The 11,260-nt window shown below is 59.8% G+C and carries 10 protein-coding genes and 1 riboswitch; of the genes, 7 read left to right on the plus strand and 3 right to left on the minus strand.

All coding sequences use genetic code 11. From position 1 onward, the window contains the following. The first annotated feature begins 5 nt into the window (after nucleotides 1–5). From otnK to otnI, 4 genes are all read left to right on the plus strand, one after another. On the plus strand, nucleotides 6–1,295 hold the full coding sequence (otnK, locus tag ALO43_RS11040; RefSeq protein ID WP_054997496.1) for a 3-oxo-tetronate kinase: 1,290 nt from the start codon (nucleotides 6–8) through the stop codon (nucleotides 1,293–1,295). Beyond that, the gene (gene otnC, locus ALO43_RS11045) at nucleotides 1,295–1,933 is read left to right on the plus strand and encodes a 3-oxo-tetronate 4-phosphate decarboxylase (protein WP_005888307.1); all 639 of its coding nucleotides are present in this window, start codon (nucleotides 1,295–1,297) and stop codon (nucleotides 1,931–1,933) included. The genes otnK and otnC overlap by 1 nt, the downstream gene beginning before the upstream one ends. A gap of 135 nt (nucleotides 1,934–2,068) precedes the next feature. Then, a complete protein-coding gene (locus ALO43_RS11050; protein ID WP_054997497.1) occupies nucleotides 2,069–3,526 on the plus strand; it encodes a GntT/GntP/DsdX family permease in 1,458 nt (485 codons plus the stop codon). A 22-nt stretch (nucleotides 3,527–3,548) separates the two neighbouring features. Next, a complete protein-coding gene (otnI, locus tag ALO43_RS11055) occupies nucleotides 3,549–4,334 on the plus strand; it encodes a 2-oxo-tetronate isomerase (RefSeq protein WP_054997498.1) in 786 nt (261 codons plus the stop codon). A 146-nt stretch (nucleotides 4,335–4,480) separates the two neighbouring features. On the opposite strand, the gene ALO43_RS11060 is transcribed toward otnI, so the two are convergent. Beyond that, the gene (locus tag ALO43_RS11060) at nucleotides 4,481–4,876 is read right to left on the minus strand and encodes an acyl-CoA thioesterase (RefSeq protein WP_002551711.1); all 396 of its coding nucleotides are present in this window, start codon (nucleotides 4,874–4,876) and stop codon (nucleotides 4,481–4,483) included. A gap of 220 nt (nucleotides 4,877–5,096) precedes the next feature. Continuing rightward, nucleotides 5,097–5,207: riboswitch (S-adenosyl-L-homocysteine riboswitch) on the plus strand. 23 nt (nucleotides 5,208–5,230) lie between these two features. Between ALO43_RS11060 and ahcY the strand changes: the two genes are divergently transcribed. From ahcY to ALO43_RS11075, 3 genes are all read left to right on the plus strand, one after another. Beyond that, on the plus strand, nucleotides 5,231–6,640 hold the full coding sequence (ahcY, locus tag ALO43_RS11065; RefSeq protein WP_005888304.1) for an adenosylhomocysteinase: 1,410 nt from the start codon (nucleotides 5,231–5,233) through the stop codon (nucleotides 6,638–6,640). Nucleotides 6,641–6,824: 184 nt separating this feature from the next. Further along, complete coding sequence (metF, locus tag ALO43_RS11070) at nucleotides 6,825–7,670, plus strand: methylenetetrahydrofolate reductase [NAD(P)H] (RefSeq protein WP_005888303.1); 846 nt, start codon at nucleotides 6,825–6,827, stop codon at nucleotides 7,668–7,670. Between the two features lie 312 nt (nucleotides 7,671–7,982). Beyond that, nucleotides 7,983–9,872: a DEAD/DEAH box helicase gene (locus tag ALO43_RS11075; protein ID WP_005888302.1), complete on the plus strand. Its 1,890-nt coding sequence runs from the start codon at nucleotides 7,983–7,985 to the stop codon at nucleotides 9,870–9,872. Between the two features lie 148 nt (nucleotides 9,873–10,020). Here ALO43_RS11075 and ALO43_RS11080 read toward each other — a convergent pair whose 3' ends face one another. Then, the gene (locus ALO43_RS11080; protein ID WP_005888301.1) at nucleotides 10,021–10,599 is read right to left on the minus strand and encodes a YceI family protein; all 579 of its coding nucleotides are present in this window, start codon (nucleotides 10,597–10,599) and stop codon (nucleotides 10,021–10,023) included. Nucleotides 10,600–10,626: 27 nt separating this feature from the next. Further along, nucleotides 10,627–11,175 (minus strand): cytochrome b, encoded by a 549-nt coding sequence (locus tag ALO43_RS11085; RefSeq protein ID WP_005888300.1) that lies wholly within the window; start codon nucleotides 11,173–11,175, stop codon nucleotides 10,627–10,629. Between the last annotated feature and the right edge of the window lie 85 nt (nucleotides 11,176–11,260).

An 11,260-nucleotide genomic window follows, 5' to 3' on the forward strand; every position in this document is an offset into this window, starting at 1 on the left:
GAATGATGAGCCTGAACACCGCTCGCCCGCTGCTGGGCTGCATTGCCGACGATTTCACCGGCGCGACCGATCTGGCCAACATGCTGGTCCGTGGCGGCATGCGCACCGTGCAAAGCATCGGTATCCCCAGCGCCGAAATGGCTGCGGGGCTGGACGCCGACGCGATTGTCATCGCCCTGAAATCCCGTACCACGCCAAGCGCTGAAGCGGTTGCAGAGTCCCTCGCTGCGCTGGAATGGCTGCGCGAGCGCGGCTGCGAGCAGATTTTCTTCAAGTACTGCTCGACCTTCGACTCGACCGCAGCAGGCAACATCGGCCAGGTCAGCGAAGCACTGTTGGAACAACTGGGCAGTGATTTCACCCTCGCCTGCCCAGCCTTTCCGGAAAACGGCCGCACGATTTTCCGTGGTCACCTGTTCGTGCAGGACCAGTTACTCAGCGAATCGGGCATGCAGAACCATCCGCTGACACCCATGACCGATGCCAATCTGGTGCGCGTGCTGCAAGCGCAGACCACCCACAAAGTCGGCCTGTTGCGCTACGACACGGTTGCCAAAGGCGTAGAAAGCGTACGCGGCAAAATTGCCGAGCTGCGCGCTGAAGGTGTGCGCATGGCCATCGCCGATGCCCTGTCGGACGCCGACCTGTACACCCTGGGCGAAGCCTGCGCCGACTTGCCGCTCTTGACCGGCGGTTCGGGGCTGGCATTGGGCCTGCCGGGCAACTTCCGCAAGGCCGGCAAGTTGCGTGATATCGACGCAGCCAAACAGATCGCCATCAGCGGCGGTGAAGTGGTGCTGGCCGGCAGTGCATCGGTTGCGACCAATGGCCAGGTCGCGGCCTGGCTGGAAGCCAATCGCCCTGCCCTGCGCATCAACCCGCTTGATCTGGCCGCTGGCAAACCAGTAGTCGAGCAGGCGCTGGCGTTTGCAAGAGACGCCGCTCAGACAGTGCTGATCTACGCCACCAGCACCCCGGACGAAGTCAAAGCCGTACAGAAAGAACTGGGCGTCGAACGCTCCGGCGCTATGGTCGAAGCCGCACTCGGCGAAATCGCCAAAGGCCTTTTCGACGCTGGCGTACGCCGTTTCGTGGTGGCCGGTGGCGAGACGTCCGGGTCCGTGGTTCAGGCATTGGGCGTGCAACTGTTGCAGATCGGCGCACAGATCGATCCAGGTGTCCCGGCCACCGTCAGCAGTGGCAGTGAGCCGCTGGCACTGGCGCTGAAGTCCGGCAACTTCGGTGCTCGCGACTTCTTCGCCAAAGCCCTCAAGCATTTGGCGGGGGAAGCCTGATGATTGATGAAAACGCCCTGCGTCAGGAAATCTGCGACGTCGGCCGCCTGTTGTATGGCCGTGGCTACACGGTTGGCAGCGCCGGCAACATCAGCGCACGTCTTGATGACGGCTGGCTGATCACGCCGACCGACGCCTGCCTGGGCCGCATGGACCCGGCAGATATTGCCAAGGTCAATCTGGCTGGCGAATGGGTGTCGGGCAGCAAGCCGTCCAAGACCCTTGCGTTACATCGCGAAGTCTACGACCGCAACCCTGAAGTCGGCGGCGTGGTGCATACCCATTCGACGCATCTGGTGGCGCTGACCCTGGCCGGCGTGTGGCGTGAAGACGACATTCTGCCGCCGCTGACGCCCTATCAGGTCATGAAAGTCGGCCACATCCCCTTGATCCCTTACGAACGTCCGGGCTCGCCAAAAGTCGCCGAACGTGTTGCGCATCTGGCCAACAGCGTGCGCGGCGTGATGCTTGAACGGCTCGGCCCGGTGGTCTGGGAAAGCTCGGTGGCCAAGGCCTGCTACGCCCTCGAAGAGCTGGAAGAAACAGCTCGTCTGTGGCTGATGACCGATCCGAAACCTGACCCCCTTGACCCTACGGCGCTTGAAGAATTGCGTCAGGTGTTCGGCGCGAAGTGGTAACGGGCACACATTGATCGTGAGGCGCACGACGCCTCCCGGCCAAAAAACAATAACAACAGGAATCGAGAGCATGACTCACCACAAACCCGCTGTTTCGCATTCAATCTTCACCAACATTGGTCGGAGTACACGGGCATGACGCCGCTCATGTTGATGGTCGTGGCCGGTGCGGGCATCGCGCTGCTGCTGTTTCTGGTGCTCAAGTACAAATTCCAGCCCTTTGTCGCCCTGATGCTGGTCAGCATCATCGTGGCCTTGGTCGCCGGTGTTAAACCCGCCGATCTGGTTGCCACCATTGAAGGCGGCATGGGCAAGACCCTCGGCCATATCGCGATCATCATTGCCTTGGGCGCAATGATCGGGCGCATCATCGAGCTGTCGGGCGGCGCCGAAGCGTTGGCCAGAACCCTGATCAACCGCTTCGGCAACAAGCGTACGCCGCTGGCCCTGACGATCGCGGGCTTCATGGTCGGCATCCCGGTGTTCTTCGAGGTCGGCGTGATCATTCTTATGCCGCTGGCTTATGGTGTGGCCCGCGCGGCGCGCAAGCCGTTGCTGATTTTCGCGCTGCCGATGTGTGCTGCGTTGCTGGCGGTGCATGCGTTCCTGCCGCCACACCCTGGCGCCGTTGCTGCGGCCAGCCAGTTGGGTGCGGACCTGGGTCGTGTGTTGATGCTGGGTATCCCGATTGTCGCGGTGCTGTGCATGGTCGGCTACTTCGTCGCGGGCCGCATGACCCGCAAGACCTACCCGATAACCGATGACATCCGCGCCGAAGTCTACGGCCCGCACGTCACCAACGAAGACCTGGAAGCCTGGGCACGCAACGATTATTCAGCGGTACGTGAAGCCACTGAAACCAGAACCCTCGGCGCAGAAGAAAGCGCCAGCAGCCTGGCAAGCAAGCTGCCGCCAGCGCCCGCACCGGGTTTCGGGTTGATCATCGCCCTGATTCTGCTGCCGATCGTGCTGATTTTGATGGGCACTCTGGCAACCACGCTGCTGCCCGCAACCTCCACGCTGCGTGCGGTACTGACTGTTCTGGGCGCGCCACTAGTGGCCCTGCTGATCGACACCCTGCTGTGCGCCTGGCTGCTGGGCTCGCGTCGTGGCTGGAGCCGCACGCAGGTGTCCGACGTGATCGGCTCGGCCTTGCCCGGTGTGGCGATGGTAATCCTGATCGCCGGTGCCGGTGGCGTGTTCGGCAAGGTGCTGGTGGATACCGGTATTGGTGCGGTGGTTTCCGAGGCTCTGCGCAACACTGGTCTGCCAGTGCTGGCGCTGGGCTTTCTGTTGACGCTGTTACTGCGCGCTGTTCAGGGTTCGACCACTGTTGCGCTGGTGACCACCGCCGGCATTCTCAGCCCGCTGATTGCCACACTTGACCTGAGCGCCAATCACCTTGCCCTGCTGTGCCTGGCAATGGGCGGTGGCGGTCTGGCCATGTCGCACATCAACGACGCCGGTTACTGGATGTTCACCAAACTGGCGGGCCTCAACGTCGCTGACGGCTTGCGCACCTGGACTGTGCTGGTCACGCTGCTCGGCACACTGGGTTTCGTGATCACTCTGCTGCTTTGGCCATTCGTCTGACCTTTTGAAGACTGGAGTCAACATGCCTCGTTTTGCCGCCAACCTCAGCATGCTCTATCCACAGCATGATTTTCTTGAGCGCTTTGCCGCCGCCGCTGCCGACGGTTTCGGGGCGGTCGAGTATTTGTTTCCTTACGCCTACACGCCGCAGGAGCTCAAACAGCGCCTGAGCGACAATGGCCTGGTGCAGGCACTGTTCAACGCCCCACCGGGCGACTGGGATGCGTGCGAACGAGGCATCGCGACATTGCCAGGCCGCGAAGCGGAATTTCGCAGTGGCATCGAACGTGCGCTGGAATATGCGCAGGTGTTGGGTAATGACCGCGTGCATGTGATGGCCGGTCTGCTGCCCAGCGAGGACTTGCGCGAGCGCCATCAGGCGGTTTATCTGGAAAACCTGGCGTTTGCGGCCGAGCAGGCAAGGTCTGTTGGTGTCACGATCCTGATCGAACCGATCAACACGCGTGACATGCCGGGCTTCTTCCTCAACCGCCAGGATCAGGCGCAGGAAATCCGCAGGCTGGTGGGTGCAGACAACCTGAAGGTGCAGTTCGACTGCTACCACTGCCAGGTCGTCGAAGGCGACTTGACCAGCAAGCTGCGCCGGGACTTTGCAGGCATCGGCCACATTCAGATTGCAGGCGTACCGGATCGCAACGAGCCGAACCTCGGCGAATTGAATTACGAGCACCTGTTCAACGTCATCGACGATCTGGGCTACACCGGCTGGGTCGGCTGCGAATACCGCCCGAAAGGCGATACCAGCGAAGGCCTGACGTGGTTGCGAGAGTTCCAGGCCAAGGGCTGAGCCAAGCTGTGTGGACGACGCGGAGCGTCGTGAAGGGCATTCGCAAGCGGAGCGTGAGGTACGATCACTTTGTAACTATCGTGCCCACTCTCTGCGTGGGCACGCCGTTGCGGACGCTCTGCGTCCAATCTTCAGCAACCTGAACGTCAGTCCTCTACGTCGAACTGATCCTTTATATAGCGGATCTCGGTCCGCCCATGTGGCGCTGGCTGACCGTCTTCGTCGAGGTTGACGAAGACGATCTTCTCGACCGTCAAGATGCTCTTGCGGGTGATCTTGTTGCGCACCTGGCATTTGAGGGTGATCGAGGTGCGGCCGAACTCGGTGGCGGTGATGCCCAGCTCGATGATGTCGCCCTGACGCGAAGCGCTGACAAAGTTGATCTCGGAAATATACTTGGTCACCACCCGCTGGTTGCCCAACTGGACAATCGCATAGATCGCAGCCTCTTCATCGATCCAGCGCAGCAGGCTACCGCCGAACAGGGTGCCGTTGGGGTTGAGGTCTTCGGGCTTTACCCACTTGCGGGTGTGGAAATTCATGTTCATTCCTGAGCGTATGGCCGGTAGAGGGTTGCATGATGGCAGAGCAGAAGGCTTCCGCCCATGCTGGTCTCATAGAGACTGTGCATCGACCCTATTACCGCTAGATGGCAAAAGCATGGCCTTTAACCCGACAGAAAGCCTTGGGAAGAATCGCCAGCACAGCTATACTGCCAAACGTTTCACAACGGTCATCAACGCTTGATACCGTTCCCGCCACCTGTCCGAGGGGCGCTGCAGCAGGTTTTCCCTGTCAGGCTCGGATAGGGCGTTGTTTGCAAGGTTGATCATCAGCCGGCAAGCCTTAAACGCACAACGGCGCCCATTCGCATTTTTATGGAATGGAGACTCTCAATGAGTGCTGTAATCACGCCCGCAGATTTTAACGACTACAAGGTTGCCGATATTTCTCTGGCCGCCTGGGGCCGCCGCGAAACCATCATCGCCGAATCCGAAATGCCTGCCCTGATGGGTCTGCGCAGCAAGTACGCCGCTGAACAGCCGCTCAAGGGCGCGAAAATTCTCGGCTGCATCCACATGACCATTCAGACCGCTGTACTGATCGAAACCCTGGTTGCCCTGGGTGCCGAAGTACGCTGGTCGTCTTGCAACATTTTCTCGACTCAGGACCAGGCCGCTGCTGCCATCGCCGCTGCGGGCATCCCTGTTTTCGCCTGGAAAGGCGAGACTGAAGAAGAGTACGAGTGGTGCATCGAGCAGACCATCCTCAAGGATGGCCAGCCATGGGACGCCAACATGATCCTCGACGACGGCGGCGACCTGACCGAGATCATCCACAAGAAATACCCGGCGATGCTGGACAAGATCCACGGCGTGACCGAAGAAACCACCACCGGCGTTCACCGTCTGCTGGACATGCTGGCCAAGGGCGAGCTGAAAATCCCGGCCATCAACGTCAACGACTCGGTGACCAAGAGCAAGAACGACAACAAGTACGGCTGCCGTCACAGCCTGAACGACGCCATCAAGCGTGGCACCGACCACTTGCTGTCCGGCAAGCAGGCGCTGGTGATCGGCTACGGTGACGTGGGCAAGGGCTCGGCCCAGTCCCTGCGTCAGGAAGGCATGATCGTCAAAGTGACCGAAGTCGACCCGATCTGCGCCATGCAGGCTTGCATGGATGGTTTCGAGCTTGTCTCCCCGTTCATCGACGGCGAAAACGACGGCACCGAAGCCAGCATCGACAAGGCTCTGCTGGGCAAGATCGACCTGATCGTGACCACCACCGGTAACGTCAACGTCTGCGACGCCAACATGCTTAAAGCGCTGAAAAAACGCGCTGTAGTGTGCAACATCGGTCACTTCGACAACGAAATCGACACTGCTTTCATGCGCAAGAACTGGGCATGGGAAGAAGTGAAGCCGCAGGTTCACAAGATCCATCGTACTGGCGCCGGCTCGTTCGACGCGCAGAACGATGACTACCTGATCCTGCTGGCCGAAGGCCGTCTGGTTAACCTGGGCAACGCCACAGGTCACCCAAGCCGCATCATGGACGGCTCGTTCGCCAACCAGGTTCTGGCACAGATCTTCCTGTTCGAGCAGAAGTACGCTGACCTGGCTCCGGCCAAGAAAGCCGAGCGTCTGACTGTTGAAGTACTGCCGAAGAAACTCGACGAAGAAGTGGCCCTGGAAATGGTCCGCGGTTTCGGCGGTGTGGTGACCAAGCTGACCAAGACCCAAGCCGATTACATCGGCGTGACCGTCGAAGGTCCGTTCAAGCCAGATGCTTACCGCTACTGATTGAGCAGGTCCGGTACGCTTCTGCTGCCAAAAGAAGCGGATCGGGCCGTCTGCTCGCGTGCAAGTGGGCAGAGGTTGCAATCAGCCTTCACCGGACGTAGTTGATACTCCGGTGATGCTCGGTATCTGAAGGTCCTTCCGACCTTTTCGCGAACAAGTTCGCTCCTACGATGAGATCGGCTCCATGTCTCAAGATCGCCGCTTCAGTTTCGAGTTTTTTCCTACCAAGACCGACGCTGGACATGAAAAGCTGCTGACCGTTGCTCGTCAGCTGGCCACGTACAACCCCGATTTTTTCTCCTGCACCTACGGTGCCGGTGGTTCTACCCGCGACCGCACGCTCAATACCGTGTTGCAGCTGGAGAACGAAGTAAAAGTGCCTGCCGCGCCGCATCTGTCGTGTGTTGGCGACGGCAAGGACGACTTGCGCAACCTGCTGGCCCAGTACAGGGAAGCAGGTATCAAGCGCATCGTAGCCCTGCGTGGCGACCTGCCTTCCGGCATGGGCATGGCCAGCGGCGAGCTGCGTCATGCCAACGACCTGGTGACCTTCATTCGTGAAGAAACCGGCAGCCACTTCCACATCGAAGTTGCCGCCTATCCGGAAATGCACCCTCAGGCGCGCAATTTCGAAGACGATCTCAAGCACTTCGTCAACAAGGCCAACGCGGGTGCCGACAGCGCAATCACCCAGTACTTCTTCAACGCCGACAGCTATTTCAATTTTGTCGAGCGCGTCGAAAAGATGGGAGTGAGCATCCCGATCGTGCCCGGCATCATGCCGATCACCAATTACAGCAAGCTGGCACGCTTTTCCGATGCCTGCGGCGCAGAGATCCCGCGCTGGATCCGCAAGCAACTGGAAGCGTACGGCGATGACGTGCAGAGCATTCAGGCATTTGGCGAAGAAGTCATTACGCAGATGTGTGAACGCCTGCTGCAAGGTGGCGCCCCAGGCCTGCACTTCTACACGCTGAACCAGGCAGAACCGAGTCTGGCGGTGTGGAACAACCTGCAATTGCCACGCTGACAGTCCTGCAAAGCCGTGATCTGACGGGCAATTCCCTGAAGATCGCGGCCTGATACACCGTTGGGCAGCAGGAAAGCAGCGTATTGCGCTCGCTCTGTTATACTCCAGCCTTCCCGCCAGGCTTACGCCCGGACGCGCGGTCTTGCAATCGTCACTCGTTCACGCCATCAGCGCATTTTTTTCATCAAGCGCAGACGTCACGAGATGCACTGAAGACCCTGCAGGACCGGACGGGATCGCGTTGTCTTTACACGCCATTCGCGCCAGGCAAGACATCCCTTGAGCTTAAGCTCCAACAGAACAGGATTACTCATGTCCTTTGCTTCCCTCGGTCTCTCCGAGGCTTTAGTCCGCGCCATCGAGGCAGCGGGCTATACCCAGCCTACCCCCGTGCAACAGCGGGCAATTCCCGCCGTGTTGCAAGGTCGCGACCTGATGGTTGCGGCGCAGACAGGTACTGGTAAAACCGGTGGTTTCGCCCTCCCTATTCTGGAGCGGCTGTTTCCCAATGGTGTTCCGGACAAATCCCAGCGTCATGGCCCGCGCCAACCGCGCGTACTGGTCCTGACCCCGACTCGCGAACTCGCCGCGCAAGTGCATGAAAGCTTCAAGCTCTATGCACGCGACCTGAAGTTCGTCAGCGCCTGCATCTTCGGCGGCGTAGGCATGAACCCGCAGGTTCAGGCCATGTCCCGCGGTGTGGATGTACTGGTAGCCTGCCCTGGCCGCCTGCTCGACCTCGCCGGTCAAGGCAGCGTTGATCTTTCCCACGTCGAAATCCTGGTGCTTGATGAAGCAGACCGGATGCTCGACATGGGCTTCGTACATGACGTCAAAAAGGTCCTGGCTCGTCTGCCGGCCAAGCGTCAGAACCTGCTGTTCTCGGCGACGTTCTCCAATGACATCACGTCATTGGCAGGCAAGCTGCTGCACAACCCCGAGCGCATCGAAGTAACGCCTCCGAATACCACGGTCGAGCGTATCGAGCAGCGGGTGTTCCGTCTTGCGGCCAACCACAAGCGTTCGTTGCTGGCGCACTTGATCACCGTGGGGGCCTGGGAACAGGTGCTGATCTTCACGCGTACCAAGCACGGCGCCAACCGTCTGGCCGAGTACCTGGACAAGCACGGCCTTGCCGCCGTCGCTATCCACGGCAACAAGAGCCAGAACGCACGCACCAAGGCTCTGGCCGACTTCAAGGCCGGTGATGTGCGCATCATGGTCGCGACCGACATCGCCGCACGCGGCCTGGATATCGATCAGCTGCCACACGTCGTCAACTTCGAATTGCCGAATGTCGACGAAGATTACGTACACCGCATCGGCCGTACCGGTCGTGCAGGTCGCTCGGGCGAAGCCATTTCGCTGGTTGCACCGGACGAAGAAAAGCTGCTCAAAAGCATCGAGCGCATGACCAAGCAGAAAATCCCGGATGGCGACCTGATGGGCTTCGACATCACGGCAGTCGAGGCTGAAAAGCCGGAAGTACGTGAGCGTCCGGATGTTCGCAATTCCCGTGGTGCGCGCCCTGCTCGTGCCGATGGCGACAAGAACAACGGCGGTCGTCGCGACAAGGGCAAGGACAAAGGCAAGGAAAAACCTGCCGCTGCTGCCGCCACTGGCGAACGTCCTGCAAGGCAGCCACGCGAAAAAAAACCTCGTGAGGGCACGCCTCGCAGCGAACAGCGTGCATCGCAACCAGCCACACCGCGCCCGGCGTCGGATCGCGCCCCGGACGAGTTCCGCGATGACGAAGTAGATAACTTCGGTAATCGCGCTGACTACGTGAGCCCTTATCAGGGCAAAGGCCAGAACCGCGGTCGTCGCCCTGCTGCCGCGCCTGGCGCAGCACCGGCAACCGGTGGCGCTGCACGCCCGGCCAATTCGGGCCGCCCTGCGGGTGGCGCACCACGTACCGGTTCCGCTACTGGCGCACCCAAGCGTAACGGCTCGGGTTCTTCGGCACCGCGCTCGCGCGATAGTCAGCCACGCGGTCGTCGCCCGGCACGTGAAGATCAACCCTTGCCACGTGAAGGCCAAGAGCCTGCTGTACGCGCCCCGCGCGACGGTCAGCCTCAGCCGAAGATCGTGCACAAGGAATCAAAGATCGACCGCTTCCCGTCTGCCGAGCAACTGGACCAATTGCCAGCACGCCCACGCGGTGAAAAACCGGCCCTGCTGACCCGCAACCGCGACAGCTGACAGCCACGCAACAAAAAAACGCCCCGACTTGCTCGGGGCGTTTTTGTTTGTGGTGTCGATCATGGCTCCCACGCGCCGCGTCCGATTCTGGGCAGCACCAACAAAAACGCCGACCCAAGGGTCGGCGTTTTGTCGATCAGGCGAACACTTACTTCTTCTGTACGCCTTCGAAGGTGATGTCCAGGTCCAGCGTCTGCGACGTCGGGCCAGGGCCTTTGATGCCGAAGTCGTTCAGGTTCAGCGTCGAAGTACCGTTGAAACCGGCACGGTAGCCGCCCCACGGATCCTTGCCTTCGCCGTTGAAAGTCGCCTTGATCACGATTGGCTTGGTGACGCCGTGCAGGGTCAGGTCGCCAGTCACGTCAGCTGTTTTCTCACCGGTCGATTTGACGCTGGTGGAAACGAACTTGGCTTCCGGGTACTTGGCAACGTCCAGGAAGTCTTTGCTGGAGATGTGCTTGTCGCGCTCGGCGTGGTTGGTGAACAGGCTGGCGGTCTTCAACTCGACATTGATTTTGCTGGCCTCAGGCTTGGCAGCGTCGAAGCTGAACGTGCCGTCCCAGTCCTTGAACGTACCGTGAATGAAGCTGTAGCCCAGGTGGCTGATCTTGAAGTCAACGAATGCGTGTTGACCTTCCTTGTCGATAACGTAGTCGGCAGCCATGGCCTGGCCGGCAGACAACAGTGCAGTACCCAGAGCCAGAGCGGCGAGAGACTTCTTCAACATGCTTTTCTTCCCTTTTTGGTTAAACAATCAATTACGACCCAGCATGCGCTTGAGCGTCACATCGTGATCGATGAAGTGGTGTTTCAGTGCAGCAAGGCCGTGGAGCACCGCGAATATCACGATGACCCAAGCCAGATACAAATGAATCCAGCCCGCGGTTTCTGCCTGGTCAGGAAGACCTGATACCAGCGAAGGCACCTCGAACAGACCGAATACCGGTATTCCCACACCATCAGCTGTGGAGATCAGGTAGCCGGCAAACATCACGGCAAACAGTGCGACGTACAGGAATAGATGGCCGAACGCTGCGCCGAGACGCGTCAACTTACTGTAGCTGGTCAACGGCGGTGGCGGCGGGCTGAGCAAGCGCCAGACCACACGGATCAACATGACCGCAAACAGGGTGATGCCAATGCTTTTGTGCAGATCAGGGCCGGCCTTGCGCCAAGTGTCGTAGTAATCCAGCCCGACCATCCACAGCCCCAGCGCAAACATACCAAACACGACAGCAGCCACACCCCAGTGCAGCACCATGCTGACCAGACCGTAGCGAGAGGATGAATTACGTAGCTGCATTACCAGTACCTGTCAGAAGTATTACCAGACTAGCTTTTTATCTATCGAATGAAAGCGCAAAATTTCGCTTTGACCTATCGAACAA

The sequence above is a fragment of the Pseudomonas tremae genome (assembly GCF_001401155.1).
In the GTDB taxonomy this organism is placed as follows: domain Bacteria; phylum Pseudomonadota; class Gammaproteobacteria; order Pseudomonadales; family Pseudomonadaceae; genus Aquipseudomonas; species Aquipseudomonas tremae.

What these genes read in the sequence shown, in the direction of transcription:
- ALO43_RS11075 (WP_005888302.1), top strand. Translation starts at nt 7,983, where the DNA reads ATGTCCTTTGCTTCCCTCGGTCTCTCCGAGGCTTTAGTCCGCGCCATC.
- ahcY (WP_005888304.1), top strand. Translation starts at nt 5,231, where the DNA reads ATGAGTGCTGTAATCACGCCCGCAGATTTTAACGACTACAAGGTTGCC.
- ALO43_RS11085 (WP_005888300.1), bottom strand. Translation starts at nt 11,175, where the DNA reads ATGCAGCTACGTAATTCATCCTCTCGCTACGGTCTGGTCAGCATGGTG.
- ALO43_RS11050 (WP_054997497.1), top strand. Translation starts at nt 2,069, where the DNA reads ATGACGCCGCTCATGTTGATGGTCGTGGCCGGTGCGGGCATCGCGCTG.
- ALO43_RS11060 (WP_002551711.1), bottom strand. Translation starts at nt 4,876, where the DNA reads ATGAATTTCCACACCCGCAAGTGGGTAAAGCCCGAAGACCTCAACCCC.
- ALO43_RS11080 (WP_005888301.1), bottom strand. Translation starts at nt 10,599, where the DNA reads ATGTTGAAGAAGTCTCTCGCCGCTCTGGCTCTGGGTACTGCACTGTTG.
- otnI (WP_054997498.1), top strand. Translation starts at nt 3,549, where the DNA reads ATGCCTCGTTTTGCCGCCAACCTCAGCATGCTCTATCCACAGCATGAT.
- otnC (WP_005888307.1), top strand. Translation starts at nt 1,295, where the DNA reads ATGATTGATGAAAACGCCCTGCGTCAGGAAATCTGCGACGTCGGCCGC.
- otnK (WP_054997496.1), top strand. Translation starts at nt 6, where the DNA reads ATGAGCCTGAACACCGCTCGCCCGCTGCTGGGCTGCATTGCCGACGAT.
- metF (WP_005888303.1), top strand. Translation starts at nt 6,825, where the DNA reads ATGTCTCAAGATCGCCGCTTCAGTTTCGAGTTTTTTCCTACCAAGACC.